The following is a 25,932-nucleotide window of genomic DNA, read 5'->3' as shown; positions in this document are numbered from 1 at the left end:
TCGTTCTTTGTTCGGACGATCTGATTGTCGTCTGAAGCGGGTGTGGACTCTCAAACTTAAGTGAACGGTTCTCTACGTGAATAATTCTTGGCCGTGCGCCTCGACATAGGCCGCAAGCCCAAGCGTGTGGTCGCGTGCGCGCTTCTCGGCGAGCTCGGTGTCGCGCGCTTCCAGCGCCTCGATGATCCCGAGATGCTCGGGCAGCGAGGTCGCGGTGCGGTCCTTGCGGCCGATCGTGAGCTGGCGATAGCCGCGCACATGCAGCAGTAGGTCATTGGTGAGGTCGACCAGAACAGGCGATTCCGACAGCGAGATCAGCGCCTGGTGGAAGGCGATGTTGGCCTTGGAATATTCCTCGACGTGATCCTGCGGCAGGCGATCGTCGCTGAAGTCCTTGAAGAAGTCGCGCAGCGCCGAGATGTCCTTCTTGCGCGCGGTGGTCGTGATCAGGCGCGCCGCCATGCTCTCCAGCGCCGCCCAGGCGCGGATCATGTCGACGATCTCCGCCTTGGTACGGCGGACCACGACGATGCCGCGGCGCGGCACGGTTTTCACGAATCCGTCCTGCTCGAGCATCGCGATCGCTTCGCGGATCGGCGTGCGACTGACGCCGAGGCGCTCGGACAGTGCGCGCTCGTCGAGCATCACCGGCTCCGGCGTCGCGTAGATGTCCATCTTCAGGATCGCTTCCTTCAAGGCCTCATAGGCCTTGTTCTTGAAGCTCGTCTCCGGCGCGATCCGGACGATGGCGATATCTGTGTCAGCCATGGTGGGCGACGCCTTGGTCTGTTTCGGTTCTGGCACGACTCGTCTCCTCCTCTTGGAGACGTCTTCTTAGCAGAAGAAATTACCTTAGATTTTTGGCATGCCAAATACCAGAATGTCAAGCCGCCTATATTTTTCGATCTTTTTGGACCTCGACCGACCTTGACAATTGCGTTTTTGGCATACCAAATGCCACGAAATCTGTCCCAGGAGGAAGCCAATGTCAAATTCGAAGGATGCGGTCCGCAAAATTCTCGATGCGGTCAGGGCCGACAAGCGCACGAGCCTCACCGCGCCTGAAGGCAAGGTGGTGTGCGATGCCTACGGCATTCCGGTGCCGAAAGAGGGGGTCGCCAAGTCGGCGGCCGAGGCCGCCCGCATCGCCTCCGACATGGGCTTCCCGGTCGTGATGAAGATCGTCTCGCCCGACATCCTCCACAAGACCGAGGCCGGCGGCGTGGTGGTCGGCGTCAAGAGCGCCGCCGAGGCCGAGAAGAGCTACGAGACGATTCTCGCCAACGCCAGGAAGTACAAGGCCGACGCCAAGATCGAGGGCATCCAGGTCCAGCAGATGCTGGGCGGCGGCACCGAGGTGATCGTCGGCTCGATCACCGACGGCTCGTTCGGCAAGCTGGTTGCCTTCGGCCTCGGCGGTGTGCTGGTCGAAATCCTCAAGGACATCACCTTCCGCCTCGCGCCCGCGACCAAGGATGATGCGCTGTCGATGCTCGACGGCATCCAGGCGCATGAGATGCTGAAGGGCGTGCGCGGCGGCGAGGCGGTCAATCGCGAGGCGCTCGCCGACGTCATCGTCAAGGTGTCGCAGCTGGTCAGCGATTTCCCCGAGATCGTCGAGCTCGACCTCAACCCGGTGTTCGCCACCAGCAAGAACGCGATCGCGGCCGACGTCCGCATCGTCGTCGACTTCAACTACAAGCCGCGCCCGGCGCCGCGTCCGACCGAAGAGATCGTCGCCGCGATGAACCGAATCATGCAGCCGAAGGGCGTTGCTGTGATCGGCGCCTCCGCCGAGGACGGCAAGATCGGCAACTCCGTGATGAAGAACCTCATCAACGGCGGCTACAAGGGCGAGATCTATCCGATCCACCCCAAGGCCGACGAGATCCTCGGCTACAAGGCCTACAAGAGCGTCAAGGACGTGCCCGGCGTGATCGACACGGCGGTGTTCGCGATCCCGGCGAAATTCGTCGCCGGCGCGCTCGCCGAATGCGGCGAGAAGAAAATCCCCGGCGCGGTGCTGATTCCCTCGGGCTTTGCCGAGGCCGGCGCGCCGGAATTGCAGGCCGAGATCGTCGAGGTCGGCAAGAAGTACAATATCCGCCTGATGGGGCCGAACATCTACGGCTTCTATTATACCCCGGCCAATCTCTGCGCCACGTTCTGCACCGCCTATGACGTCAAGGGCCACGCCGCGCTGTCGTCGCAGTCGGGCGGCATCGGCATGGCGATCATCGGCTTCTCGCGCTCGGCCAAGATGGGCGTGTCGGCGATCGTCGGCCTCGGCAACAAGTCCGACATCGACGAGGACGATCTGCTCGCCTTCTTCGAGCAGGATCCCAACACCAACCTGATCGCGCAGCACTGCGAGGACCTGAAGGACGGCCGCGCATTTGCCGAAGCCGCCAAGCGCGTTTCCAAGAAGAAGCCGGTGGTCGTGCTCAAGGCCGGGCGCACGTCTGCGGGCGCGAAGGCGGCCTCGTCGCATACCGGCGCGCTCGCCGGCAACGACAAGATCTACGAGGACGTGTTCAAGCAGTCGGGCGTGATCCGCGCCCGCAGCCTGCGGCAGCTGCTCGAATTCGCCCGCGGCGTGCCGGTGCTGCCGACGCCGAAGGGCGAGAACGTGCTGATCATCACCGGCGCCGGCGGCTCCGGCGTGCTGCTCTCCGACTCCGTGGTCGACAATGGCCTGTCGCTGATGCAGATGCCGCCGGACCTCGATGCGGCGTTCCGCAAGTTCATCCCGCCGTTCGGCGCGGCCGGAAATCCTGTGGATATCACCGGCGGCGAGCCGCCGATCACCTACGTCAACACGGTCAAGCTCGGCCTGTCGGATGAGCGCATCCACGCGCTGATCCTCGGCTACTGGCACACCATCGTGACGCCGCCGATGGTGTTCGCGCGCAACATGGTCGAGGTGAAGAAGGAGATGGAGGCCAAGGGCTTCGTCAAGCCGATCGTCGCCTCGCTCGCCGGCGACGTCGAGGTCGAGGAAGCCGCCGAGTATCTCTACCAGAACGGCATCCCGGCCTACGCCTATTCGACCGAACTCCCGGTCGAGGTGCTCGGCGCCAAGTACAAGTGGGCGCGCGGCGCGGGCCTGCTCTGATCTTCTGAATCTGTCGAATACCACAGGCCGCCCCGGACACCGTCCGGGGCGGCCTTTTCATTGGGCTGCCCCCATCTGCAATGGGCCGCCGAGATGAACGGGAAGGGCGCGACCAGCCCGATCGCGCGAAACCAAGCCAGGCCTTCCTGATCTTCCAGCGCGGGTTCCGCACCATCTTCTTTTCCGGACCCGCGCGCGGCTGACGAAGCTTGCCTTCCGCATCTGATGTGCTACTGATATATCAGATCAATGACGGAGGGACCCGCGATGGAGTTGGCTGCAACAGGGATGACCGACCGCCAGCGCAAATATCGCGCGACCTACCGCGAGCGCGTGGTGGGCTGGTACAATGGCTGGCTGCATGTCGTGCTGATCTACACGATCGGCTTCACGGCGCTGTACGTCTATCTGGCCAATGTGCACGACGTGAAATGGTGGGAATACCTCACCATTCCCGTGGTCTTCCTGATCGCAAACTTCTTCGAATGGGCGGTGCATCGCTTCGTCATGCACCGGCCCTCGAATGTGCCCTTGCTGCGCGCGATCTACAGCCGCCACACGCTGATGCACCATCAGTTCTTCACCGAGGAGGAGATGCGCTTCGCCGATCATCACGACTGGCGCGTCACCTTCTTCCCGCCCTATGCGCTCGTGGTGTTTACTCTGATGTCGATCCCGCCGGCGATCGTCGCGGGCCTTGTGATCTCGGCCAACACCGGCTGGCTGCTGATCACCACGACGACCTCGATGTACCTGATCTACGAGTTCATGCATTTCTGCTGCCACGTCGAGGAAAATGCCTTCGTGCGCAACATGCCGTTCGTCAACACCATCCGCCGGCATCATACCGCCCATCACAACCAGTCGATCATGATGGAGCGGAACATGAACCTGACCTTCCCGGTGATGGACTATGTGTTCGGCACCTCCGATCTCAATCGCGGCCTGCTTGGCCACATCTTCAACGGCTACAGCACGCGCCATGTGAAGACCGACATGCGCCGGACGGCGCGGACGCCGCGGGTCATGGCGAAGGAGCAATCGGTGCCGCATGCCGCAGCTTGAGCCCAATCTCGCCGGTCTCGCCTGGTTCGGCCTGCTGTGGAGCGTGTGCTGCATCGGCTTCCTGCAACTGGCCGGGATGTACCCGCTGCGCGGGCGCGCCGTCCTGCCGGTGACGATGACCACCGCATTGTGGGTGATGCTGCTCGCCGGCACGCTGGCATTCGCGCTGGCCGAATTGCGCTGGACCACAATCGTTGTCGTCGGCGGCGTGCTGTTCTTGTTTCTACCCGGGCTGTTTCAGGCGCTGCCGGAATGGTGGCGCGACGGACGCGCGGGATTGCGGCTGTCCTGTTGCGCCATGATCGCCGCGCTCGCGCTGCTGGTCCGCGTCGCCGCGCCGTCCTTTTCCACGTGGATAACCTGAAGGGAGGTCTCGATGCCAAGCCACATCAAGCTCATGCTGTCGCTGGCCTGCCTCGCCACGGCAGCCTGCGGATACTTTTTCATGGTCTATCTGGGCCAGCAGGGACCGAGCTATGCGGTCGCCTTCCTCGGCGTGTTCGCCACGGTCGCGATGTGGATCTTCCCCGAGGTCGTCAAGAAGGACCTCAAGATGCGTCCGCCGGGATCCTGACCGAGCTCCTGATATGATGCTGCAGCACAGGGAGGATCCGATGGCGAGCTATACCGGGGACCGCACCATCGACGGCATTTCGGTGCTGGTCGACGGCAAGCCGCTGTCACCGCATTACGACCAGCTTCGTCTCACCGAGCACGGGTTTGAATGGAGCTACGAGGGGCCCGAGCCGGCACAACTGGCCTTCGCGCTGCTCTATGACCATCTGCACGATGCCGCTGCCGCGAAAGCGCTGCACGAGCCGTTCATGCGGCGCGTCGTCGCCAATTTCGACAATGAATGGGAGCTCTCTTCGGCCGATCTCGACGAAGCGGTCGCGGCGCTGCGCTCCGGACAGACGGCCTGAGCCCGTGCTGATGCCCCCGGCAGAGAATTCCTGAGATGACCCTGACCTGTCGCGCGGCGGTGCTGCATCAAAGCGGAACGCCGCTTTCCGTCGAGCGCGTATCGCTTGCGCCGCCCATGCCGACCGACGTCGTGGTGAAGGTGCGTGCCGCGGGGCTCTGCCACACCGATCTCGAAGTCATCGACGGATCGTTGCGCTATCCCTTGCCGATGATCCTCGGGCACGAGGCGGCAGGCATCGTCGAGGAAATCGGCAGCGCGGTGCGGGACATCAGCGTCGGCGATCACGTCATCTTGTCCTGGAATCCGCATTGCGGGCACTGCTTTCACTGCGACCGCGCGCAGCCGATCCTGTGCGAGACCTACCTCGCGCGGGGTGCGGAAGGCGTGCATTTCGACGGCGCATCGAAGGCGCAGCTCGCGGACGGACGCAAGCTGACGCAGCTGATGTTCCTCGGCGCGTTCTCGGAATATGTCGTGCTGCCGGCCCAGCAGGCGATCGTCGTGCCGAACGACATCCCGTTCGACCGCGCGTGCCTGATCGGCTGCGGCGTCATGACCGGCGTCGGCGCCGCGCTCAACGTCGCCGCCATCGGTCACGGCGATACCGTGATGGTCACCGGCTGCGGCGCGGTCGGGCTGGCAGCGGTGCAGGGCGCCCGGCTTGCCGGCGCAGGTGCTGTCATCGCGGTCGACCTCGATGATGCAAAGCTGGCGCTGGCGCGGCAGCTCGGCGCCACGCACGTCGTCAACGCGGCCCGCGAGGACCCGGTCCAGTTCGCAAAGCAGGCGACGGGCGGCCGCGGCGCCGACGTCATCCTTGAAGCGGCGGGCCATCCCAACGCGTTTCGGCAGACCGCGGAGGCGGTACGGCCGGGCGGCGAGGTGATCTGGCTCGGCAAGATCGACGTCACGCAGGACGTGAGTTTTCGCTGGGGCGCGTTGATGGGCGAGAAGCGATTTCGCCGCTCGAGCTATGGCGGCGCGCGGCCACGGCGCGACTTTCCCTTTCTGGCGCAGGCCTATCTGGACGGCCGGCTCAAGCTCGACGAACTGATCACAGGCCGCTGCAGCCTCGACAGCATCAATGACGGCTTCGAGGCGCTGCGGCGCGGACGTTCGATCCGCACGGTCGTCGAGCTCTGAGAGCCGTTACAGCGTCGAACGTGCAAAACTCTCGATGTAGTCGATCAGGCTGTCGGACGCCGCGCCCGCGGCGTCGACGCGGCGCTCGGCGATGGCTTCAGCGACGTCGGCATGCAGCCGCGCCGCCAGCGGCAGATCGGCCGCTTCCTTGTAATGCTGGTACCAGAACCGGCGCGACAGGCCATGCATCAGGCCCATGGCGCGGGAGGCGAACTCGTTGCGCGACGCCGCGGAGATCAGGGTGTTGAACTGGTGATCGAGCCGCATGAACAGCAGGTCGTCGGATTTCTCCGCCGCGCGCCGCATGCCGGCGGCGATCTCCGAGAACTGCATGCGCTGCTCGCTGGTGGCGCGCTCGGCGGCGCCGCGCGCCATCAGCCGTTCCAGCTCGCGCCGGACTTCGAGCAGGCGCAGCTGGGCCCTGAGGTCGATCTCGGACACCAGCACGCCGCGGCGGGCCAGGATGTTGACGAGGCCGTCGCGCGACAGGCGCTGCAAGGCCTCGCGGATCGGGGTTCGGCCGATGTTGAGCCGTTTGGCGAGCACGAGCTCGGAGAGCGCGGTGCCCGGCGGCAGTTGCAGCGTCACGATCAGCTCTTCCAGCTCGGCATAGGCGCGATCGGTGAGCGTGACGTCGCTTTGCGGGAGCGGGGCCGGCGCGGAACCGCGCGGCTTGTCGCCGGCGGCGGACGATTGCCGTGCCGGCCGGCGGCTTCCTGCTGTGCGCACGCGCACCGTGCTGGATCGTTTGCTCGAATTTACCATCAGGATCGTGAGTGCTGCTGTACAGCAGATATCTCACACGCCCGATGGCAATGACAAGGCCGGTCGATCGGCGCCGCGCTGAACCGGACGGCGCGCCGCGCGCCCATCAGTGCGAAATGCTTTCCAGCGTCCGGCCGCGGGTTTCCTCGCCGAGCAACAGCACCGCAAGCGCCGCCACCACGAACGCGCCGGCGCCGAGCGCAAACACGCCGCCTTGTCCGGCCGCCGGCAGGATCACGCCGATCACATAGGGGCCGATCAGCGAACCGATTCGGCCGACCGCGGAGGCAAAGCCCGTTCCGGTGGCGCGGACATGGGTCGGGTACAGTTCGGGCGTATAGGCGTAGAGCGCCGACCACATGCCGAACAGGAAGAATTGCATGCAGAGGCCGGCAATGATGAGCTGGGTCTGGTCCGCCGCCGAGCCGTAGAAATGGCAGGCGATCGCGCCGCAGAGCAGGTTCATCACCAGCGTCGCCTTGCGGCCCCAGGATTCGACGAGCCACGCCGAGACCAGGAAGCCGGGGATCCCCGCGAGCGAGATCAGGATGGTGTAGAACACCGATTTGGTGATCGGGAAGCCCTTGGCCTGCAGCAGCGCGCCGAGCCACGTGGTCAGGCCGTAGAAGCCGAGCAGCGCGAAGAACCACAGGGTCCACAACATCGTGGTCCGCTTGGCATAGATGCCCGAAAACAGCGTTCTCAGGCCGGTCACTTCGGACGCGGGGGCGGCCACCTGGCGCACCACCGGCGGCAGCTCCTTGCCGCCGAGACGGTCGCGGACCCTGGATTCGATGTCGCGCACGGTCGCTTCGGCCCGCTCCGAATAACCGTGGGACGCAAGCCAGCGCGGCGATTCCGGAACGAAGCGGCGCACCACCAGCACGAACACGGCCGGGATTGCCTGCAGGATGAAGACCCAGCGCCAGTCGGCGACCTGCAGCACGAAGTAGGTCAACAAGCCCGACGCGATGAAGCCGAGCGGCCAGAATCCTTCGAGGAACGCGATGTAGCGGCCGCGGTTGCGCGCCGGCATGATCTCCGAGACCATCGACTGCGCGACCGGAAACTCCATGCCCATGCCGAAGCCGAGCAGCAGGCGGGATGCACCGAGCGCGGTCGCCGTGGTGGACAGACCGCAGCACAGGCTGCCCAGTCCCCAGAAGATCATGCTGACCTGGAAGACGCGGGCGCGGCCGAAACGGTCGGCGAGCAGGCCGGCGGACGCGGCGCCCGCGAACATGCCGAGGAAGCTCATGCTGGACAGCAGCCCGGTTTCCGCCGTCGACAGGCCGAAGGTCTGGCGGATCGAACCAAGCACGAAGGTGAGCGCGGCCAGATCCATGCTGTCGAAGAACCACGCGGTCGCGATGATTCCGAAGATCCAGCGCTGATAGGAGGTGAGCGGCAGGCGTTCGAGCCGCGCCGCGATATCGGCGACCTGCTGCGCCTGCGCGGTTCGCGCAACGGCGGCCGGAGCCCGGCTTCCCGCTGCCGCGGTGACATCGGAAATGGTCATTGCTGCCTCCCCAAGTAGAGATTGATGGGCTCTTGTCGGCCCCTTTTAATAAAATGTCACACGGATAGCAGTGATATGTCAATTGCTGATCACGCGCGAATTGGCGGCGGGGACCGGGCTGCGGCACCGGGCGGGGCCGCGGACACATCGGCGCGTAGCGCGGTCCTCCCGTGATCCGGCCGACCATCCTTGTCGCGTCGAGCATCCTGTGAAGCGGCATCAAGAGCCGGTTAACGGCATCCGAGAAATCGGGGGCTAACGGATAATCCGGCTTTAATGGGGAGCCGACTAAACGTCACGTAGTTGCAAGGTGCCGGATGCCTGGAGGTATCCGATGTTGCGTCGGGCGGAGGCGTTTTCCCCATATGTCAGTTCAGGCCGATCTGGATTTTGCGAGCGACGATCGCGCGAGGGCGCAGATCGGCGCGGCGGTGAACTATCTGCTCAGGGACGCGACCGGCGTCGCGCGTGAGCATGCCGTCGAGACCATTGTCGAGATGGTGCGCGACATCGCAAGCCGGCCGCTCACTGTCGAAGCGGCATCGATTCAGCCGCTGATGAGCGGTGTCGCCTATCGGGATTTTGTCATCGATGCCTACCGGCGCGATGTGGATCGCTGGCGCGCGACCATCCGCCGTTCGAACGGCAAGAAGATCCGGATCGCTTCGCCGCCGTCAGTGCGCGACGAGGCGACGACCACAGCGGACGCGATCACCGCCGAGAAGGCCATCGAGTTCGCCAGGCGGGCGATCGACTTGGGCGAGGTGATCTGACCTCGCCGCCTCAAGGCTGGCATCGCCGCGACGTCTTGGCGATGCCGCCTATGCTTGGGACGCGCGATGTGCTCCGATACGGCAGCTGCGCCGGTTCCGCAGCTGTCTGCGGAATTGTCCATTCATCCTGTCCCAGCCGAGAAATGCCATGCCTTCCGAACTCCGTTCGCCTCGTCTGGCCGTCCTGATCGACGCCGACAACGCATCTGCGAAGATCGCCGATGGGCTGTTCGAGGAGATCGCCAAGATCGGCGAGGCCAGCGTGCGCCGGATCTACGGCGACTTCTCCAATCCCAGGTCCAAGGGCTGGGCCGACATCCTGTCGAAGCACGCCATCATCCCGCAGCAGCAATTCGCCTATACGACCGGGAAGAATGCATCCGACATCACCTTGGTGATCGACGCCATGGACCTGCTGCACAGCGGACGGTTCGATGGCTTTTGCCTGGTGTCGTCGGACAGCGATTTCACCCGGCTTGCCGCCCGCATCCGCGAGCACGGCATCGACGTGTTCGGGTTCGGCGAGCAGAAGACGCCGGAGAGTTTTCGGCAGGCCTGCCGCCGGTTCGTCTATACCGAGAATCTGCGCGGCGGCGCGCCGAGCAATCAGGATGCCGCCGTGCGGGCGCAGCCGTTGCAGCCGCCGGAGGCTGCCACGCCGATCATCAAGAAGGTCATCAGCCAGATGGCGAGCGAAGACGGCTGGGTCACGCTTGGCGAGGTCGGACGGCAGCTGGCTAATTTCGCGTCGGATTTCGATCAGAGGACCTACGGCTTCCGCACCCTCGGCGAACTGGTGCGCAGGACCAACGCTTTCGAGATCGAGTCGAAAGGCGGGACGATGCGAATTCGCATCAAGCCAGCGGCTGCACCGCCGCCAAGACGGCGAGCTCCGAGACGGCGAGCCGATCAAAAATCGCCGGAATGAACGGCGCGCAGTGCGGTCTGTTCTGCACGATCTCTGAATCTGAACCCAGGATGAATGCTGCTTCGAAGGTTGTTCGGAGCAGCATTTTCGTTCGTGCCGGAATCAAGCGAATTGCGCGCGGAACTGGCGTTGCGCGGGTTGCAGCGTTGGAACTGGAACGTTCTCGTTGCTTGCGATGTTGAGGGGGCATCGATCAATTCGGAGGAGGAGAATCATGAACAAGCGTTTTGCTGTGTCCCTTGTCGCTGCTGCGTCGCTGCTCGCGTCCGGCTCGGCCTTCGCGCAGTCCACGACTGCGGCGGGTGCCGCGAACGGCGCGCGGGCTGGCGGCGAAATCGCGGGGCCTGTCGGCGAGATCGTCGGCGGCACGGTGGGTGCCGCGGTCGGCGCCGGCCTCGAGATTCCGAATGCGGTGATCACGTCGATCCCGCGCAACGAGCCGTCGGTGGTGGTGCGTGAACGCGTCGTCGTCGGCGAGCCGCTGCCCGACACCGTCGTGCTGCGCCCGGTGCCGCGCTACACCGAGTATCGCTATGCGGTCGTCAATGATCGCCGCGTGATCGTGGAGCCGCGCACCCGCCGGATCGTCAAGATCATCGACTGATCGCGTCGAGACGTCTGACTACGAAGATCCTCGCGGGCCCATCGCCCGCGGGGATTTTCCTGAGTCCCATGAATACTGGTATGGCACAGGCCCGCTTTTTTCATGAAGCGACCGGTTGGCCTGACGCCGCGATCCCCTAGACTGATCCGCAACGGATGGACGCAGCCAGCGTTCGTCTCAATCAAGAACAGGGGATGGAAGCATGGCTCGGAAGATCGCGATCGTCGGCGCGGGCGCTGTCGGCGGCTACGCCGGTGCGCATATGGTGCAGGCGGGGGAGGACGTCACCTTCATCGATCCCTGGCCCGCGCATGTCGAGCACATGCGCAAGCACGGCCTGCGCGTCACGCACGCGATGGACGTCGCGGAATTCTCGGTGCCGGTGCGCGCGCTTGATGTCACCGACGCGCAGCAGCTGGCGAAAGAGAAACCGGTCGACATCGCCTTCGTCTGCATGAAGTCCTACGACACCGCCTGGGCCACCATGCTGATCCGGCAATATCTGGCGGCGGACGGTTACGTCGTCTCGCTGCAGAACTGTATGAACGAGGAGACCATCGCCGGCATCGTCGGCTGGGGCAAGACGCTCGGCTGCATCGCGAGCAGCATCACCGTCAATTTGCCGGAGCCGGGCCATATCCACCGCGGCGCCGGCAAGGGCGGGGCCGCCCACACCGTGTTTCGCGCCGGCGAGGTGCATGGCCGGATCACCGCGCGGGCGGAGGAAGTCTGCCGCCTGGTCGGTTATTCCGACAGCGCCAAGGTCACCTCCAATCTCTGGGGCGAGCGCTGGTCCAAGCTCGTCGCCAACGTGATGGGCAACGGGCTCTCGGCCTGCACGGGTCTGGCGGGCGGCGAGGTGCTGCAAAGCGAACCGCTGCGCCGCTTCTCGACCCGGCTCGGCAGCGAGGCGATCCGCGTCGGCCAGGCGCAGGGTTATCAGCTGGAGGAGATCCTGCATCTGCCGCCCGAGACCATCGCCCGCGCCGGCGAGGGCGACGAGGCCGCAACGCGTGCCTGCGACGAGCAGCGCTTCAAGGATGCCAAGCGCACCTCATCGGCGCAGCGTCCCTCGATGGGCCAGGACATGCAGAAGGGCCGCCGCACCGAGATCGAATTCCTCAACGGGCTCGTGGTTCGCGAAGGCGAGAAGCTCGGCATCGCGTGCAACGCCAATGCCGCGCTGACCGACATCGTCAAGCGCGTCGAACGCGGCGAGCTCGCGCCGGATCCGCGGCACATCACGGAGTTGAGGATGAATTGAGTGGCCACGGCCGTCATTGCGAGCGCAGCGAAGCAATCCATCTCTCCGCATCTGTGGAATGATGGATTGCCTCGTCACTTCAGCGCAAGATTGCTCTGCAGTTTTGTCGCGAGCTCCTCGCAATGACGGATGCGCGGCCGGCGGGTCTTGCCTACAGCAGCTGCCGTACCCCCATCCCGTTCATGAACCGCTCGCGGATCTGCACGGGGTCGCGGCGGGTGGTGCCGGTGCCGGGCTTGTCGTCGATGCGGACGCCGATCAAGGTTGGGCCGGAGGCCTGTTTCGACTGCTCGATCAGTCGCTCGAAATCGTCCTCGTCGGCGGCCCATGAGCTGCTCGCGATGCCGCTGGCGATTGCGACCTGAACGATATCGGTATGGCCGGCGGCCGGCGTCGGCTGCGCGCCCGTGATCTGGTAGATACCGTTGTCCATCACCACCATGGTGAGATTCTTCGGCGCCAGTGTCGCGATGGTCGAGAGGCAGCCGAGCTGCATCAGCAGCGAGCCGTCGCCTTCGAGTGCGAATACGCGCCGCTTCGGCTGCGCCAGCGCGACGCCGAGCGCGATCGGGAAGGCGAGGCCCATGCTGCCCAGCATGTAGAAATTCTGCGGGCGGTGGCCGGCGGCCCAGAGGTCGAAATTGGTGTTGCCGATGCCGCCGACCACGGCCTCGTCCTTCAGCCCGGCGACGAGGCGCTGGGTGAGCTCGAAGCGGTTCATCACCTTGGTGTTGCGCGCGGGGGTGCTGGTCATGGCTGATCTCACTTGTCGAAGGTCTTGCCGCCGGTCAGCAGCGGCGAGAGTATCAGTGCCACCGGCGCCTGGGTGGTGACGGCCTGCTTGATCGAGCGGTCGGCAATGAATTCGAGCTCGTCGAGCCGGGTGATGGTGTGATGCTCCATGGCCAGCGAATCCAGCACCGGGCGCATGGTGCGGCAGACCAGCGCCTGGCCGTAGTTGAACTCGCCGAGTGTGCCGCGCTCGGAGACGAACATGATCAACGGGATCTGGTAGGGCACCGCGAGCGAGGCCAGCACATTGGCCAGCGTGGCAAAGCCCGAGGTCTGCATCAGCACCGCGCCGCGCGTGCCCGCCATCCAGGCACCGGAAACGATGCCGACCGCTTCTTCCTCGCGCGCGGTCGGAAATGTCGTGAAGTAGGGATCGGCGTGCAGGTCCTTGATCAGCGTGGTCAGCACCCGGTCGGGCACGTAGGGCACGAGCTTGATCTCGTTCCGCTTCAGCGTCTGCAGCACGATGCCGTGCCAGGTGGTCGCCGTCTTCTGGGACGAGGCTTGTTCCGCGGCCGCCATCCTGTTCTCCCTGCTCGTGCGACGCTGGTGGCCGCTTGCCGCACGAAACTTGACGCGGTGCCTGCGATTGTCAACATGTCGCGGCCGCAACGCGATCTGCGGAATTTGGCCATCGCAGCGCCGGACCAACGTGGGATACAGGCGTAACGAAAAAGGGACGGGAGGCGTCGATGGCCGGATGGGTCTGGCGGACCGCCATTGCGGCAGCGGCCATCTTTGTGGCCGGGCTTGCGTCCGCGCAGCCGTTCCCGGCCAAGGCCGTTCATATTCTCGTTCCCTATCCACCCGGCGGCGGCGTCGATGTGCTGACGCGCACGCTCGCCGAAGCAGTGTCGAAGACCTGGACGCAGTCGATCGTGGTCGAGAACCGGCCCGGCGCCGGCGGGGTGATCGCCTCGCAGGCGATCGCGACCTCCGCGCCCGACGGTTACAATCTGATCATGGTGGCGAGCGGCCACGCCACCAATCCGTTCCTTTATCCAAAGCTGCCCTACGACACCTTCAAGGATTTCTCGCCGATCTCGCTCTTGGCGTCGTCGCCGAACGTGCTGCTGGTGCGCGCGGATTCGCCGTTCAAATCGGTCGCCGACGTCATCGCCGCGGCGAAGGCGAAGCCGGGCAGCCTGTCCTTCGCCCATGCCGGCAACGGCACCTCGACCCATCTGGCCGGCGAGCTGCTCAAGAGCCTCGCCAAGATCGATCTCGACGCGATCCCCTACAAGGGCGGCGCGCCGGCGATCAACGATCTGCTCGGCGCGCAAATTCCGATGTCGTTCAACAACGGACCGGAATCGGTCGGGCAGCTGCAGGCCGGCACGGTTCGCGCGCTGGCGGTGACGACCGGCTCGCGTGCGCCGTTCCTGCCTGACGTGCCCAGCATGTCGGAAACCGTGCCCGGCTACGACACAGAAGTGTGGTGGGGGCTGCTCGGGCCCGGCAACATGCCGGCCGACCTCGTCGCCAAGATCTCGCATGATTTCGTCGCGGCCGTGAACACCGATGCCGTGAAGGAGCGGCTCGGCAAGCTCGGTGCGATCCCGATCGGCTCCACGCCGGACAAGTTCGCCGCCAAGATCAAGGCCGACTACGACAAATGGGGGCCGATCATCAAGGCCGCCGGCATGAAGGCGGAGTAGACGATGGCCGCGTCAAAAATTCCCGCCTGCCTGCCGCCGCGTCCGGTGACGCCGCCCAGAGACAAGCTGCCGCCGAAGGCCTGCGATACGCATGCGCATGTGTTCGGCCCGGCCGACCGCTTCCCCTATGCCGGCGATCGCAGCTACACGCCGCCGGACGCGCCGCTCGCGACCTATCTCGGCATGCTTGATGCACTCGGTTTCGCCCGCGGCGTGCTGGTGCAGGGCAGCGCGCACGGCCACGACAATTCGGCGATGCTGGATGCGTTGCAGCGTGAGCCCGCGCGGCTGCGCGGCGTCGCGGTGGCCGATGCCGATGTGGCGGCAGGCACGCTGCGGCAATGGCATGTGCTCGGCGTCCGCGGCCTGCGCTTCAACCATTTCTTCCGCGGCGGGCAGTTGCACTATCGCGGCGGCATTCCCTTGAACGTTGCCGAGACGCATGCGGGCGTGATGGCCGAACTCGGCTGGCATCTGCAGCTCTGGATCGACGTGAAGGATTTGCCTGACACGATCCCGACGCTGAAGACGCTCGGCTTGCCGGTCGTGGTCGATCACATGGGCCGCACCGATGCTGCCGCCGGCATCAACACCGCGGGCTTTCAGAGCCTGCTGCGTGCGGTGGACGAAGGCTGGTGCTGGGCCAAGCTCTCGGGCGCGCATCGCCTGAGCCGGCGGGCCCCTGATTATCCCGATGCGCGGCCGTTCCACGAGGCGCTGGTGTCGACCAATCCTGAAAGGCTGGTGTGGGGCGGCGACTGGCCGCATCCGCGGGTCGAAGGCGAAATGCCCGACGCTGGCCATCTGCTGACGCTGTTCCAGGACTGGACGCCGGATGCGGCGACCCGGCACCGCATCCTGGTCGACAATCCCGCAAGACTCTATGGCTTCCCAAACTGAAAGCTGCTCGAAGACATGACCGTTAACAACAAGCGCGTGTTCTACGTCAAATACCTCGCCCACGAGATCTACGTCGATATCCTGAAGAAGCGGCCGGACGTCAGGCTTGATCGTCTCGAGAACGAGACGCCGGAGGCGACGTTCGCGCCTGTTCTCGCCGACGCGCACGCCTATCAGATCGGCGCGGCGCGCGATGAGCTGGCGCCGCATTTCCATGCCCATGCCGAGCTTTTGAAGCGTGCGCCGAATCTTCTGATCGTGTCGTCGAATGGTGCCGGCTTCGATCCCGTCGATGTCGATGCCTGCACCGCGGCGGGCGTGCTGGTCGTCAACCAGTCCGGCGGCAACGCCAATTCGGTCGCCGAACACGCGCTCGGCATGATGCTGACGCTGTCGAAGCGGATCATCCAATCCGACCGCAGGCTGCGGCGCGAGGCCAATGTCAACCGCAACGACCTGATCGGCAACGAGCTGAAGGAGAAGACCGTCGGCATCGTCGGTCTCGGCAATGTCGGCCGCCGCATCGCCGAGCTGTGCAGGGGCCTCCTGCACATGAAGGTGATCGCCTACGATCCCTATCTCACGGCGGATGAGATGGCAAAGCGGGGCGGGGAGAAGGTCGAGCTCGACGATCTCCTGCGTCGCGCGGACTTTGTTTCGATCTCGTGTCCGCTGGACAAGAACAGCCGCGGCATGATCGGCGCGCGCCAGTTCGCGCTGATGCAGCCGCACGCCTATTTCGTCACCACCGCGCGCGGCTTCATCCACGACGAGAAGGCGCTGGAGGAAGCGCTGCGTGAAAAGCGAATCGCGGGTGCGGGCCTCGACGTCTGGGACAAGGAGCCGCCGCCGCCGGATCATCCGCTCTTGCAGTTCGACAATGTGCTGGCGAGCCCGCATACCGCCGGCGTCACCCGCGAGGCGCGCATCAACATGGGCCGGATCGCCGCCGAGCAGATCCTCGATGCCCTCGACGGCAAGCGCCCGCCGCGCATCATCAATCCCGAGGTCTGGCCGGTCTACGCAAGACGGTTCGAGAAGGCGTTCGGGTTCATGCCGGGGTAGGGTCGGCAGTGCCCCTGCGGGGCCGCGGCTGCGCGCGGTCAAAAATATCGAAAACAACCCCATGCAAAGGAGCTGGCGGCTGTCGGCGTTCGAGCGGGCATCTTGACGCGTCGGGCAACTCAGGGGTAGATTTCCAATATTCAGAAATCGTGCAAGCGCTGGGCTTTGCGGGGGGAGAATACCCGCAAGGGCGGAAGGGAACTCTTCCGCCGGTGCTTCCCTCGCACAAGCGGCCAGCCGTGCGAGCGTTGTTGCGCGGGCAAAAATACCGGAGAAAATCTCCTTCGTTGCAGCCTCGATCGAGGCAATAAACCCACTGCCGAACGACCGCCTCGCAACACGTCCGTTGTTATTTTCCCTGAGATATCGACGGCTTAGCCCGAAATCGCCATTTTCCGTCTGTGCCCGACCATTCCAGGCACGGAAGGAAGACGTTCATGCGACAGGTCCAGTCATTGCTCCGCAACGCGCCCGCCAGGATCGGCCGCCGTCTTGCGCAGATCGTCGCGATCGCCGCCGCCAGCCTGCCCCAGGCCGGCGCGTAGCTTTTCCCGCTGCGAACAGTCACACGCGTATCAGCCGAATTAACTCACTACCCTTTCGTGTTAGTGCTAGCGTGGTACCCCCGGGCTCTGCCGGTGCAGCAGGGAGGGTTCCATGTCACGCTTCGTCGTTCATTTCATGAAAGACGTGCTCGGCGGCAATGGCCGCGAGCGCGAGGTTTGCCAGGGTGCGCTTGAGATCGACGCCTCGAGCGAGGGCCAGGCCACCGAGATGGCCAAGGTCAAGTTTTGCCAGGAGCAATCGCTGTGCGACTGGTCACTGCATGCCGACCGCATCCGGATCGAGGCGGCCGACTTGCACGTGAGCTGACGTCACAGGTCGACTACCAGCTACATCCGCAATGCGCTCCCTCTCCCGCTTGCGGGCAGGGGAATCGCATATGAATGAACCGATTCCTCCGCGCCGTCATGGCCGGGCTTGTCCCGGCCATCCACGTCTTTTCTCCGCGTGGAAACGAAGACGTGGATGCCCGGGACAAGCCCGGGCATGACGAGTTTGTGGGAACTCCGATTACCTCAAACGGCCATATGCGATTGCCCTACGCTTGCGGGGAGGGCCGGGGTGGGGGCTCGCTCCGCGAGTCGTATTGTGGAAAGAGCCCCCACCCCCGCCGCGCTGCGGACGACGCTTCGCGTCGCTCGTCGCGCGTCGACCTAAGAGCGAGCTTCGCTCGTCTCGACCCCGCAAGCGGGAGAGGTGCAGCAACTCCGCCACGAGAAGCCAAAAGCGGCCGAACGGTTGCCGATCACTCCGGCAGGATGCGAACCGCGCCCTTGGCCGCGCTGCTGGCGAACGCCGCATAGGCCTTCAGCGCGGTCGAGACGGCGCGCTTGCGTGGCGCTGCCGGCTTCCAGGCCGCGTTGCCCCTGGCTTCCATCGCTGCGCGACGGCGCTTCAGCTCGGCATCGTCGACCTTGAGGTTGACCTTGCGGTTCGGGATGTCGAACTCGATGATATCGCCTTCCTCGACGAGGCCGATCAGGCCGCCTTCGGCGGCTTCCGGCGAGACGTGGCCGATCGACAGGCCCGACGATCCGCCCGAGAAGCGGCCGTCGGTGATCAGCGCACAGGCCTTTCCGAGGCCTTTCGACTTCAGATAGCTGGTCGGGTACAGCATCTCCTGCATGCCCGGGCCGCCGCGCGGTCCCTCATAGCGGATCAGCACGACGTCGCCGGCCTTCACCTTGTTGCCAAGGATGGCTTCGACCGATGCGTCCTGGCTCTCGAAGATGCGGGCGGGACCTGAGAACTTCAGAATGCTCTCGTCGACGCCGGCGGTCTTCACGATGCAGCCGTCTTCCGCAAGATTGCCGAACAGCACGGCGAGGCCGCCGTCCTTGGAATAGGCGTGCGCGGCGTCGCGGATGCAGCCCTTGGCGCGGTCGAGATCGACCTCGTCGAAGCGGCGGTCCTGGCTGAACGCCTCCTGGGTCGGCACGCCGCCCGGCGCGGCGCAATAGAAGTTGCGTACCTTGTCGCTTGTGGTCCGCACCACGTCCCAGCGGTTCAGCGCATCGTCCAGCGTTGCTGCATGCACGGTCGGCCCGTCGGTCGTGAGCAGCTTGGCGCGGTCGAGCTCGCCCAGGATCGCCATGATGCCGCCGGCGTGATGCACGTCCTCCATGTGGACGTCCTGCACCGAGGGCGCGACCTTGCAGAGCACCGGCACCTTGCGTGACAGGCGGTCGATATCGGTCATCGTGAACGGCACTTCGCCCTCGCGCGCGGCGGCGAGCAGATGCAGCACGGTGTTGGTCGAGCCGCCCATCGCGATATCGAGCGTCATCGCGTTCTCGAACGACTTGAAGTTCGCGATGTTGCGCGGCAGCACCCTGGCGTCGTCCTGCTCGTAGTAGCGGCGGGCGAGGTCGACGATCAGATGGCCGGCCTCGACGAACAGGCTCTTGCGGTCGGCGTGGGTCGCCAGCACCGAGCCGTTGCCGGGCAGCGCGAGGCCGAGCGCCTCGGTCAGGCAGTTCATCGAGTTCGCGGTGAACATGCCGGAGCAGGAGCCGCAGGTCGGGCAGGCCGAGCGCTCGATCACCGCGACGTCCTCGTCCGACACGTTGGAGTCGGCGGCCGCGACCATCGCGTCGATCAGATCGACCGCGCGCTTCTTGCCCTTGAGCACGATCTTGCCCGACTCCATCGGTCCGCCCGAGACGAACACGGTCGGGATGTTGAGCCGCAGCGTCGCCATCAGCATGCCGGGCGTGATCTTGTCGCAGTTGGAGATGCAGACCATCGCGTCGGCGCAATGCGCGTTGACCATGTATTCGACGCTGTCGGCGATCAATTCGCGCGAGGGCAGGCTGTACAGCATGCCGTCATGCCCCATCGCGATGCCGTCATCGACCGCAATGGTGTTGAACTCTTTTGCCACCCCGCCGGCCTTCTCGATCTCGCGCGCGACCAGTTGGCCGAGATTCTGCAAATGGACGTGGCCGGGCACGAACTGGGTGAAGGAATTGACCACCGCGATGATCGGCTTGCCGAAGTCCTCGTTCTTCATGCCGGTGGCGCGCCAGAGGCCGCGTGCACCCGCCATGTTGCGGCCGTGGGTGGTGGTGCGGGAGCGATAGGCGGGCATCGTAAATCCTTCTCAAATCCTTGGGCTAAGGCGATTTTTTAGGGGAGTTGGCGCTCCTTATGCCTGCCCGTGGATGCGGATTCAAGCGCGGAACCGCATGGCAGAACCCCGCAATTCGGTCAATGTCGCGCGGGCGGCTTGATCTCGGTCGGCCCGGCGCATTAGCTGGGAGTACCGACAGCAAGAACAACGAACAAGCAAAAAGGGAGAGACACGCGTGGCAAGGCTGCCCCTGATTGATCCGGAGACGACGAGCGGAGAGATCCGCGCCTCATTCGACCGCATGCCGGTCAAGCTCAACATCTTCCGCATGATGGCCCATGCCGAGGCCAATATGATCCCGGCGATGCGGCTCGCCAATTCGATCCTGCACAAGCAGAAGCTGTCGGCGGTCAACCGCGAGCTCTTGATCCTGCAGGCCGCGCAGCTCGAGGGCGGCGCCTATGAATGGCGGCAACATGTGCCGATCGCGCTCGGTGTCGGCGTCACCCAGGCGCAGATCGATGCCGTCGAGCGCGGCGAATACGACGATGCTGCACTCAACGCAGCCGAGCGTGCGCTGCTTCGCTTCGGCCGCGAGGTGGTCGAGAAGGTCCGCGTCGGCGATGCGGCCTTTGCCACGGTGCGCGAGCATTTCAGCGATCAGGAGATCGTCGAGGCGATCGTCGCGCTCGGCTTCTACATGATGATGGCGCGGCTGACCGAGGCGACCGAGACCGATCTCGATCCGGCCGCCGGCATGGCCGTGTTCGAAGGCGGCAAGAAGCAGGGTTGACGAGATGTCGGAGACTTCGCAAGAGGCCAAGCAAGACCCCGAGCCGGAGCGCTATGTCCGTCCGCTGAGCGCGGAATCCTCGGGTACCGCGCCGGGCAGGGGACGCCTCAACGGCCGCCGCATCCTCGTGGTCGGCGGCGGCCAGCGGGTGTTCGATGCCGCCACCGATCCGATCGGCAACGGCCGCGCCATGAGCCTGCTGTTCGCACGCGAGGGCGCGCATGTCGCGGTCGCCGACCTCAACCGCGCCTCGGCCGAGGACACGGTTGCGCGCATCGCTGCTGACGGCGGCCGCGCTTTCGCGATCGCCGCCGATGTCACCAAGGAAGCCAACGTCATCAGGATGATCGACGAGGCGCATCGCACGATGGGCGGGCTCGACGGCATGGTGCTGAACATCGGTACCTTCGGCAAGACCGGGCTCGACAATGTCAGCGCGGAGGAATGGAACAGGATCTACGACGTCAATGTCCGCGGCCCGATGCTGTGCTGCCGCGCGGCCTTGCCGAAATTCGAAGACGGCGGCTCGATCGTGTTCATTTCCTCGATCGCGGCGCTGAAGGCGGGATCGCAGATGGCGGTCTATGATTCCTCCAAGGCCGCGCTCGGCGGCCTGATGCGCAACATCGCACACACGGGCGCGCGGCGCGGCATCCGCGCCAATCTGGTCTATCCCGGGCTGGTCGACACCCCGAACGGCCGCGAGGCCGGCGCGGGCCGGCCGTCGCGCGGCAAGGGGCATATCCCGTTCGGCCGTCAGGCGACGGCGTGGGAGATCGCCTATGCCGTGCTGTTCTTCATGTCGGATGAAAGCGTCTATGTCACCGCGCAGACGCTCGCGGTCGACAGCGGGCTCAGCGGTTTGTGAGCGGCGGGGAGGGCGCATGAGCGCATTGTTCGGCAAGGTCTGTCAGAACGGCTACGTCGTTCGCGACATCGATGCGGCGCTGAAGTTCTGGACCGAGACACTGCGGGTCGGGCCATTCTTCCTGATCCCCTCGGTCAAGGTCGATTGGTTCCGCTATCGCGGCGTGGACTCCGCGGTCGAGATGTCGATCGCGCTGGCCAATTCCGGCGATCTGCAGATCGAGCTGATCCAACAGCGCAACGACGCGCCGTCGATGTATCTGGATTTTCTGGCGCGCCACGGCGAGGGCCTGCAGCACATGTCGTACTGGAGCACGGACTACCAGTTGCTCTATGACCGCGCCGTCGCGGCAGGCTTCACGGTCGGTCATGAAGGCCAGATCGGCGGCCCCAGGGGACGCTTCGCCTATTTCGACACCGCCGGCCATGCCGGCACCGTGATCGAGATCTCAGACATCTCGGGATCGAAGGGGCGGTTTTTCGAGACGATCAGGACCGTGGCCGCGACCTGGGACGGCTCGGACCCGATCCGCGTGGTGGGCCGACGCGGTATTATGGCGCAAACGCCACAAGGGTTATGAGGACGAGCACGGCAGTACTGAAAGCTGCAATGCCAAGGCAAATGCGTGCCGGGACAGAATGGGATTCGAAACGTGGCAGTTCAGGCATTGCGCGCTCCACTTGCGTTGCTTGGGGCGAGGCGGGAGCGCGGTGACTGACAGCGATCTCGTCACCGATAGATGCCGAAAGGCCGTGCGGTGATAGAGACAAAGCTGCGCTCTATTTCGTGCGAGCGCCAGCAATATGTTTCTCCCCGATCACGGAACGATCTGAAAACGCCTCAAGGCACTAAGTTGCCGGTTATTGCGGTCAAATCTCCTCCAGCACTACCTGCTCAAGCTCTAGTGCCGCGACGCATGCAAGGAAGAAGATCGCCGTAAACGATCCACGTTTCAGCTTCATGGTTCCACCCGGTATCTGAACAGCCTCGGCGGCCAAACGGAATGCAAGTTAACGAATTTGAATTCATCGCCAGCGGCGAGTTTTCGGATCCATTGCGCAAAGGCGGCAAAACCCTCTGGTTCTATTGCAATTTGGTCTATCTCGAGTTCATACAGGTCCGCCGTGAAAGCGGCTTTTGCTGGCGGAGGGTCGATAATCCCAATACGCACGGCTACTTTGTCGCCGACGCCGCTCCGGCATACAATCAAAAGACTTAAGAGCGTTGCGGCCCAAGCCGCGCGCCGCCACACGGCGCTTCTCCTAGCTCACGGTACCCTCCCGGAATCTAGGAACCGGAGTTTCGGTAGGCTTGTGGCGTTTGCGCCATAATACCGGGCGGACGCGGCTATTCGGCGGCGAGGCTGGCCGGAAGCGGGATGCCGACCCTGGGGCGCGCTTTCACTGCGCGGCGATTCTTCTTGCTGAAGCGGCTGCCGGCCAGCAGCGCCGCGGCGGCGCGCAACTGCTCGCGCAGCCATTGATTGGTGGTGTCGTCCTCGGCGGTGGCGTGCCAGTAGAGATAATTGACGTGCGGACTGATCGGAAACGGGCAGGGGAAGCACTGCAGCAGCCCGGGATCTTCCAGCACGGAGGCGGCGCTCTCCGAGGCGGTCAGCAGCATGTTGCTGCGGCTCACGACGTGGCAGGCGGTTGCGAAATTCTGACAGGTCAGGCGAACAGTGCGGGTCAGGCCGAGGCGCTGGAGCTGAAAATCCTCGAATGACAGGCCGCTGCGCCGCGACGTCACGCAGACATGCTCCATGCGCAAATAAGCCTTCTTGTCGAGCCGGGTGCCGAGCTCGGGATGGCCGCGCCGCGCGAACACCGCGATATGCTCCGTCAGGATCTGCTCGCGCCGCACCTCCGCCGACAGAGGCAACAGCGTATCGATCGCGACGTCGAGGGTGCCGGCGGCAAGCTCGCGCTCGAGATTGTTGCGCTCGCTGCGCACGGTGGCGATCTCGACCAGCGGCGCCACCGTGCTGATGCGGTTGATCAGCGCGCTCAGCATCGGTGCCTCGAGATTGTTGCGCAGCCCGATCACGAACCGCTTCGGCGTCTGCGCCGGATCGAACCGGTGGGTGTGGGTCAGCGTCGTCTCGAGGCCGTTGAGCGCCTGGCGCACCGTGGTGATGATCTGCCGGGCCAGCGGGGTCGGCGTCATCACGTGGTTGCGGCGCACGAACAGCGGATCGTTGAACATCGCGCGCAGCCGGCTGAGCGCATGGCTTACCGCGGGCTGCGTCAGGTTGAGGCGGAAGCAGGCGCGGCTGACGCCGCCCTCGGAATAGATCGCGTCGAACACGACGAACAGGTTCAGATCGACGTCGCGTACATGCATGGAAATGATCAATCCGTATCCGCCGAATGCATTTGACGAATACTAATCGGCACTCTTAAAGTCTCAAGCAAATCAATACCTGGAGGAAACGATGAGCGTGCAATCGCCATCGCGCGGCGTTGCTGTCCCTGCGGCATCATCTCGCCTGGGCGCAATGTTTGCGAAACCGAGCCAGGAGCAGATCGTGCTCCTGATCACCATCGCGCTCCTGATCGTGTTCGGCCTGACGCTGAACGGCTTCGCCACCGTCTCCAATCTCCTGAATTTGTTGCGGAGTATTTCCATCCTCGGCGTGCTCGGCCTCGGCATGGGTCTGATCGTGATCAGCCGCGGCATCGACCTCTCCGAGGTCGCGATCATGGCGGGTTCCTGGGCGATCGCGCTGATCTACATGCAGAACGGCATGCCTGTTTTCACGGCAGTGCTGCTGGCGCTGGCGGTCGCGGTGCTGATCGGCGTCGTCAACGGCGTGATGGTCGCCTTCGTCGAGGCGCCGGCGCTGTTCGTGACGCTGGCTGCCGGTTTCGTGATCTATGGCCTCGCCTTCTGGATCGCGCCGGCCTGGGTGGTCTATGCGCCGAAGGATGCGCCGGGCCTGATGTATCTCGGCGCCGGACGGCTGTTCGGCATCCCGGTTCCGATCCTGGTGTTCGCGGCCTGTGCAATCGCAATGCATTTGTTCCTGTCGCGCACCTCGATCGGCCGCTTCATCTATTCGCAGGGCGACAATCCGGAGGCCGCGCGGCTGACCGGCGTCGCGCTGCGGCCGCTGATCGTGCTCGAGCACGTGCTGGTTGCACTGCTCGCCTGGATTGCGGGCCTAGTCTGGGTCGGCACCACGGGCAGCATGCAGATGGCGATCACCCAGGGCACCATGATCTTCGACGTCGTGCTCGTCGTCGTGATCGGCGGCATCAGCCTAATCGGCGGCCGCGGCAGCGTGTTCAGCGTCGTGGTCGGCTGCATCCTGATCGGCACGCTGCTCAACGCCTTCACCATCATGGACGTCAACAGCGAGGTGCAGAACATCATCAAGGGCGTGGTGCTGCTGGCCGCCATCGTGCTCGACAACTGGCTGCACCCCCGCGACGAGGAGACCGCGCGGCAAGGCGACTAGGACATGAAGACTGGGCGCGTCCCTCGCGCCAATCAAAGCGATTCCAAATCAATCAAAAGAATTTTGTGTGGAGGAGACGATGAAGACGACCAAGTTCTGGACGATCCTGCTCGCCGGGGTGGCGCTTGCCGCGATGCCGTTCGCGGCGTCGGCGCAGGATGAAGGTACCAAGGCCGGGCGCGAGCTGCGCGCAGCGTACGACAAGTCGCTGCAGGGCAAGACCGTCGCCTATCTGCCGATCGCACTCGGCGTGCCGCTGTCCGACGAATGGGGCCGCGTCGTGCAGGAAGAGGCGGAGTGGCGCGGCATGAAATACATCGTGCGCGACCCCAACAACAACCCGTCGGCCATGCAGCAGGCGCTGACCGCGCTGGTCGACCAGAAGCCCGACGTCCTGATCGTGCAGAATCCGAGCGTGACGCTGTTGATGAAGGACCTGAAGCGCGCCGAAAGCCAGGGTACGCATGTGATCCAGGTCAACATGGCCTCGAACTACAAGTCCGGCGCCTTTGTCGGCGTCGACTGGCGCGAGATCGGCAGGATGCTGGCGAACGAAGCCGTGAAGGCCTGCGGCACCGGCTCCGGCAAGTCGGGCAAGGTGCAGATCGTGCAGGGCGAACTGACCGCGGCGGCCAGCGTCGACCAGGTCGGCGCCATCATGGAGGTCCTGAACAAGGATCCCAACATCAAGGTGGTGTCGAACCAGGCCGCGAACTGGGACGCCAACACCGCGCTCAACATCACCGCCACCGTGATCCAGCAGCACCCCGATCTCTGCGCCTCGATCGGCTTCTGGGGCATCATGGAGTCGGGTGCCGCGCAGGCGATCCGCAATGCCGGCAAGATCGACGATGTAAAGGTGTTCGCCTCGGGCGAGGGCTCGCAGCTCGATTGCGACCAGGTCAACTCCGGGAATTTCAGCAAATTCCTCAGCTACAAGGCGACCGAGCAGGGTCACGATCTGATGTTCGCAGCCGAGACGCTGCTGATGTCCGGCGACAAGCCCGGCACCAAAAACCTGTCCTATTACACGCGGCCGATCTGGATCGATAAGACCAACGCCTCGCTCGGCGGCACCTGCTTCGCGCTACCCAAGAAAAACTAACAAGGCGCGAGACAGCCGGCGCGGGGGGGCATTCCCGCGCCGGCTGTATCACGG

28 protein-coding genes are annotated in these 25,932 nt (G+C 64.7%); 20 read left to right on the top strand and 8 right to left on the bottom strand.

Translation table 11 applies throughout. The features are described 5' to 3' along the window. Positions 1-72 precede the first annotated feature (72 nt). Positions 73-768, bottom strand: a complete 696-nt coding sequence (locus tag J2R76_RS13350) for a GntR family transcriptional regulator (RefSeq protein WP_050387017.1) — start codon at positions 766-768, stop codon at positions 73-75. A gap of 217 nt (positions 769-985) precedes the next feature. On the opposite strand from J2R76_RS13350, the gene J2R76_RS13345 reads away from it, so the two are divergent. The 6 genes from J2R76_RS13345 to J2R76_RS13320 all read left to right on the top strand — a co-directional run bounded on the left by J2R76_RS13345 (position 986) and on the right by J2R76_RS13320 (position 6,248). Continuing rightward, entirely contained in the window at positions 986-3,115 is a 2,130-nt protein-coding gene (locus tag J2R76_RS13345; protein WP_057020270.1) for an acetate--CoA ligase family protein, read from the top strand. A gap of 267 nt (positions 3,116-3,382) precedes the next feature. After that, complete coding sequence (locus J2R76_RS13340; protein ID WP_076833360.1) at positions 3,383-4,180, top strand: sterol desaturase family protein; 798 nt, start codon at positions 3,383-3,385, stop codon at positions 4,178-4,180. Beyond that, on the top strand, positions 4,167-4,544 hold the full coding sequence (locus tag J2R76_RS13335) for a hypothetical protein (RefSeq protein WP_057020272.1): 378 nt from the start codon (positions 4,167-4,169) through the stop codon (positions 4,542-4,544). The genes J2R76_RS13340 and J2R76_RS13335 overlap by 14 nt, the downstream gene beginning before the upstream one ends. Positions 4,545-4,556: 12 nt before the next feature. After that, a complete protein-coding gene (locus J2R76_RS13330; RefSeq protein ID WP_024579640.1) occupies positions 4,557-4,754 on the top strand; it encodes a hypothetical protein in 198 nt (65 codons plus the stop codon). 40 nt (positions 4,755-4,794) lie between these two features. Further along, on the top strand, positions 4,795-5,103 hold the full coding sequence (locus tag J2R76_RS13325) for a DUF6166 domain-containing protein (protein ID WP_076833594.1): 309 nt from the start codon (positions 4,795-4,797) through the stop codon (positions 5,101-5,103). A 35-nt stretch (positions 5,104-5,138) separates the two neighbouring features. Then, positions 5,139-6,248 (top strand): Zn-dependent alcohol dehydrogenase, encoded by a 1,110-nt coding sequence (locus tag J2R76_RS13320; RefSeq protein WP_076833361.1) that lies wholly within the window; start codon positions 5,139-5,141, stop codon positions 6,246-6,248. 6 nt (positions 6,249-6,254) lie between these two features. On the opposite strand, the gene J2R76_RS13315 is transcribed toward J2R76_RS13320, so the two are convergent. Together J2R76_RS13315 and J2R76_RS13310 are read right to left on the bottom strand one after the other, a co-directional pair. Then, a complete protein-coding gene (locus J2R76_RS13315; protein ID WP_076833364.1) occupies positions 6,255-7,013 on the bottom strand; it encodes a GntR family transcriptional regulator in 759 nt (252 codons plus the stop codon). A gap of 106 nt (positions 7,014-7,119) precedes the next feature. Beyond that, complete coding sequence (locus J2R76_RS13310; RefSeq protein ID WP_057020275.1) at positions 7,120-8,532, bottom strand: MFS transporter; 1,413 nt, start codon at positions 8,530-8,532, stop codon at positions 7,120-7,122. Positions 8,533-8,897: 365 nt separating this feature from the next. Here J2R76_RS13310 and J2R76_RS13305 point away from each other — a divergent pair, with 365 nt between their 5' ends. The 4 genes from J2R76_RS13305 to J2R76_RS13290 all read left to right on the top strand — a co-directional run bounded on the left by J2R76_RS13305 (position 8,898) and on the right by J2R76_RS13290 (position 12,101). Then, positions 8,898-9,305: a hypothetical protein gene (locus tag J2R76_RS13305; RefSeq protein WP_076833366.1), complete on the top strand. Its 408-nt coding sequence runs from the start codon at positions 8,898-8,900 to the stop codon at positions 9,303-9,305. Positions 9,306-9,453: 148 nt separating this feature from the next. Then, on the top strand, positions 9,454-10,233 hold the full coding sequence (locus J2R76_RS13300) for an NYN domain-containing protein (RefSeq protein WP_057020277.1): 780 nt from the start codon (positions 9,454-9,456) through the stop codon (positions 10,231-10,233). A gap of 214 nt (positions 10,234-10,447) precedes the next feature. Next, entirely contained in the window at positions 10,448-10,837 is a 390-nt protein-coding gene (locus J2R76_RS13295; protein ID WP_016842369.1) for a DUF1236 domain-containing protein, read from the top strand. A 202-nt stretch (positions 10,838-11,039) separates the two neighbouring features. Further along, positions 11,040-12,101, top strand: a complete 1,062-nt coding sequence (locus tag J2R76_RS13290; RefSeq protein WP_076833368.1) for a ketopantoate reductase family protein — start codon at positions 11,040-11,042, stop codon at positions 12,099-12,101. A gap of 151 nt (positions 12,102-12,252) precedes the next feature. Here the strand turns inward: J2R76_RS13290 and J2R76_RS13285 are convergent, their stop codons facing one another. Next, a complete protein-coding gene (locus J2R76_RS13285) occupies positions 12,253-12,855 on the bottom strand; it encodes a thiamine pyrophosphate-dependent enzyme (RefSeq protein WP_076833370.1) in 603 nt (200 codons plus the stop codon). A gap of 8 nt (positions 12,856-12,863) precedes the next feature. Beyond that, a complete protein-coding gene (locus tag J2R76_RS13280) occupies positions 12,864-13,415 on the bottom strand; it encodes a thiamine pyrophosphate-binding protein (RefSeq protein ID WP_050405122.1) in 552 nt (183 codons plus the stop codon). A 170-nt stretch (positions 13,416-13,585) separates the two neighbouring features. Here J2R76_RS13280 and J2R76_RS13275 point away from each other — a divergent pair, with 170 nt between their 5' ends. The 4 genes from J2R76_RS13275 (at position 13,586) to J2R76_RS13260 (ending at position 17,389) form a co-directional block, all read left to right on the top strand. Further along, the gene (locus J2R76_RS13275; RefSeq protein WP_076833412.1) at positions 13,586-14,551 is read left to right on the top strand and encodes a tripartite tricarboxylate transporter substrate binding protein; all 966 of its coding nucleotides are present in this window, start codon (positions 13,586-13,588) and stop codon (positions 14,549-14,551) included. 3 nt (positions 14,552-14,554) lie between these two features. After that, positions 14,555-15,451 (top strand): amidohydrolase, encoded by an 897-nt coding sequence (locus J2R76_RS13270; RefSeq protein ID WP_076833414.1) that lies wholly within the window; start codon positions 14,555-14,557, stop codon positions 15,449-15,451. A 15-nt stretch (positions 15,452-15,466) separates the two neighbouring features. Next, on the top strand, positions 15,467-16,516 hold the full coding sequence (locus J2R76_RS13265; protein WP_057020283.1) for a hydroxyacid dehydrogenase: 1,050 nt from the start codon (positions 15,467-15,469) through the stop codon (positions 16,514-16,516). A 657-nt stretch (positions 16,517-17,173) separates the two neighbouring features. Further along, positions 17,174-17,389 (top strand): hypothetical protein, encoded by a 216-nt coding sequence (locus tag J2R76_RS13260; RefSeq protein ID WP_028331505.1) that lies wholly within the window; start codon positions 17,174-17,176, stop codon positions 17,387-17,389. A 436-nt stretch (positions 17,390-17,825) separates the two neighbouring features. On the opposite strand, the gene ilvD is transcribed toward J2R76_RS13260, so the two are convergent. Continuing rightward, positions 17,826-19,670 (bottom strand): dihydroxy-acid dehydratase, encoded by a 1,845-nt coding sequence (gene ilvD, locus J2R76_RS13255; protein ID WP_076833416.1) that lies wholly within the window; start codon positions 19,668-19,670, stop codon positions 17,826-17,828. A gap of 217 nt (positions 19,671-19,887) precedes the next feature. Here ilvD and J2R76_RS13250 point away from each other — a divergent pair, with 217 nt between their 5' ends. From J2R76_RS13250 to J2R76_RS13240, 3 genes are read left to right on the top strand one after another with little or no spacing between them, the layout of a single operon-like run. Beyond that, entirely contained in the window at positions 19,888-20,445 is a 558-nt protein-coding gene (locus tag J2R76_RS13250; RefSeq protein ID WP_076833418.1) for a carboxymuconolactone decarboxylase family protein, read from the top strand. Between the two features lie 4 nt (positions 20,446-20,449). After that, positions 20,450-21,313, top strand: coding sequence for an SDR family NAD(P)-dependent oxidoreductase (locus tag J2R76_RS13245; RefSeq protein ID WP_076833419.1), 864 nt, complete (start codon positions 20,450-20,452; stop codon positions 21,311-21,313). A 16-nt stretch (positions 21,314-21,329) separates the two neighbouring features. Next, entirely contained in the window at positions 21,330-21,893 is a 564-nt protein-coding gene (locus tag J2R76_RS13240) for a VOC family protein (RefSeq protein ID WP_076833421.1), read from the top strand. A gap of 289 nt (positions 21,894-22,182) precedes the next feature. Here J2R76_RS13240 and J2R76_RS13235 read toward each other — a convergent pair whose 3' ends face one another. Beyond that, positions 22,183-22,275, bottom strand: a complete 93-nt coding sequence (locus tag J2R76_RS13235; protein ID WP_229159983.1) for a DUF6471 domain-containing protein — start codon at positions 22,273-22,275, stop codon at positions 22,183-22,185. A gap of 41 nt (positions 22,276-22,316) precedes the next feature. Between J2R76_RS13235 and J2R76_RS13230 the strand changes: the two genes are divergently transcribed. Next, on the top strand, positions 22,317-22,532 hold the full coding sequence (locus J2R76_RS13230; RefSeq protein WP_076833423.1) for a hypothetical protein: 216 nt from the start codon (positions 22,317-22,319) through the stop codon (positions 22,530-22,532). A gap of 128 nt (positions 22,533-22,660) precedes the next feature. Here J2R76_RS13230 and J2R76_RS13225 read toward each other — a convergent pair whose 3' ends face one another. Continuing rightward, on the bottom strand, positions 22,661-23,656 hold the full coding sequence (locus J2R76_RS13225; protein ID WP_076833425.1) for a LysR family transcriptional regulator: 996 nt from the start codon (positions 23,654-23,656) through the stop codon (positions 22,661-22,663). Between the two features lie 184 nt (positions 23,657-23,840). On the opposite strand from J2R76_RS13225, the gene J2R76_RS13220 reads away from it, so the two are divergent. Further along, the gene (locus J2R76_RS13220; RefSeq protein ID WP_229191388.1) at positions 23,841-24,773 is read left to right on the top strand and encodes an ABC transporter permease; all 933 of its coding nucleotides are present in this window, start codon (positions 23,841-23,843) and stop codon (positions 24,771-24,773) included. A gap of 79 nt (positions 24,774-24,852) precedes the next feature. Next, on the top strand, positions 24,853-25,878 hold the full coding sequence (locus J2R76_RS13215) for a sugar ABC transporter substrate-binding protein (RefSeq protein ID WP_076833596.1): 1,026 nt from the start codon (positions 24,853-24,855) through the stop codon (positions 25,876-25,878). Positions 25,879-25,932 lie beyond the last annotated feature (54 nt).

Source organism: Bradyrhizobium sp. USDA 4532, from assembly GCF_024171315.1.
Classification (GTDB): Bacteria; Pseudomonadota; Alphaproteobacteria; order Rhizobiales; family Xanthobacteraceae; genus Bradyrhizobium; species Bradyrhizobium australafricanum.
Note: the sequence above shows the minus strand (reverse complement) of the source record. Positions and strands in the feature narration are given on the sequence as shown.

Coding starts and splice junctions, on each gene's coding strand:
- J2R76_RS13335 (WP_057020272.1), top strand. CDS start 4,167: ATGCCGCAGCTTGAGCCCAATCTCGCCGGTCTCGCCTGGTTCGGCCTG.
- J2R76_RS13300 (WP_057020277.1), top strand. CDS start 9,454: ATGCCTTCCGAACTCCGTTCGCCTCGTCTGGCCGTCCTGATCGACGCC.
- J2R76_RS13310 (WP_057020275.1), bottom strand. CDS start 8,532: ATGACCATTTCCGATGTCACCGCGGCAGCGGGAAGCCGGGCTCCGGCC.
- J2R76_RS13265 (WP_057020283.1), top strand. CDS start 15,467: ATGACCGTTAACAACAAGCGCGTGTTCTACGTCAAATACCTCGCCCAC.
- J2R76_RS13280 (WP_050405122.1), bottom strand. CDS start 13,415: ATGGCGGCCGCGGAACAAGCCTCGTCCCAGAAGACGGCGACCACCTGG.
- J2R76_RS13290 (WP_076833368.1), top strand. CDS start 11,040: ATGGCTCGGAAGATCGCGATCGTCGGCGCGGGCGCTGTCGGCGGCTAC.
- J2R76_RS13320 (WP_076833361.1), top strand. CDS start 5,139: ATGACCCTGACCTGTCGCGCGGCGGTGCTGCATCAAAGCGGAACGCCG.
- J2R76_RS13330 (WP_024579640.1), top strand. CDS start 4,557: ATGCCAAGCCACATCAAGCTCATGCTGTCGCTGGCCTGCCTCGCCACG.
- J2R76_RS13325 (WP_076833594.1), top strand. CDS start 4,795: ATGGCGAGCTATACCGGGGACCGCACCATCGACGGCATTTCGGTGCTG.
- J2R76_RS13225 (WP_076833425.1), bottom strand. CDS start 23,656: ATGCATGTACGCGACGTCGATCTGAACCTGTTCGTCGTGTTCGACGCG.
- J2R76_RS13305 (WP_076833366.1), top strand. CDS start 8,898: ATGTCAGTTCAGGCCGATCTGGATTTTGCGAGCGACGATCGCGCGAGG.
- J2R76_RS13260 (WP_028331505.1), top strand. CDS start 17,174: ATGTCACGCTTCGTCGTTCATTTCATGAAAGACGTGCTCGGCGGCAAT.
- J2R76_RS13270 (WP_076833414.1), top strand. CDS start 14,555: ATGGCCGCGTCAAAAATTCCCGCCTGCCTGCCGCCGCGTCCGGTGACG.
- J2R76_RS13295 (WP_016842369.1), top strand. CDS start 10,448: ATGAACAAGCGTTTTGCTGTGTCCCTTGTCGCTGCTGCGTCGCTGCTC.
- J2R76_RS13315 (WP_076833364.1), bottom strand. CDS start 7,013: ATGGTAAATTCGAGCAAACGATCCAGCACGGTGCGCGTGCGCACAGCA.
- J2R76_RS13275 (WP_076833412.1), top strand. CDS start 13,586: ATGGCCGGATGGGTCTGGCGGACCGCCATTGCGGCAGCGGCCATCTTT.
- ilvD (WP_076833416.1), bottom strand. CDS start 19,670: ATGCCCGCCTATCGCTCCCGCACCACCACCCACGGCCGCAACATGGCG.
- J2R76_RS13285 (WP_076833370.1), bottom strand. CDS start 12,855: ATGACCAGCACCCCCGCGCGCAACACCAAGGTGATGAACCGCTTCGAG.
- J2R76_RS13340 (WP_076833360.1), top strand. CDS start 3,383: ATGGAGTTGGCTGCAACAGGGATGACCGACCGCCAGCGCAAATATCGC.
- J2R76_RS13230 (WP_076833423.1), top strand. CDS start 22,317: ATGCAAGTTAACGAATTTGAATTCATCGCCAGCGGCGAGTTTTCGGAT.
- J2R76_RS13240 (WP_076833421.1), top strand. CDS start 21,330: ATGAGCGCATTGTTCGGCAAGGTCTGTCAGAACGGCTACGTCGTTCGC.
- J2R76_RS13245 (WP_076833419.1), top strand. CDS start 20,450: ATGTCGGAGACTTCGCAAGAGGCCAAGCAAGACCCCGAGCCGGAGCGC.
- J2R76_RS13215 (WP_076833596.1), top strand. CDS start 24,853: ATGAAGACGACCAAGTTCTGGACGATCCTGCTCGCCGGGGTGGCGCTT.
- J2R76_RS13345 (WP_057020270.1), top strand. CDS start 986: ATGTCAAATTCGAAGGATGCGGTCCGCAAAATTCTCGATGCGGTCAGG.
- J2R76_RS13350 (WP_050387017.1), bottom strand. CDS start 768: ATGGCTGACACAGATATCGCCATCGTCCGGATCGCGCCGGAGACGAGC.
- J2R76_RS13235 (WP_229159983.1), bottom strand. CDS start 22,275: ATGAAGCTGAAACGTGGATCGTTTACGGCGATCTTCTTCCTTGCATGC.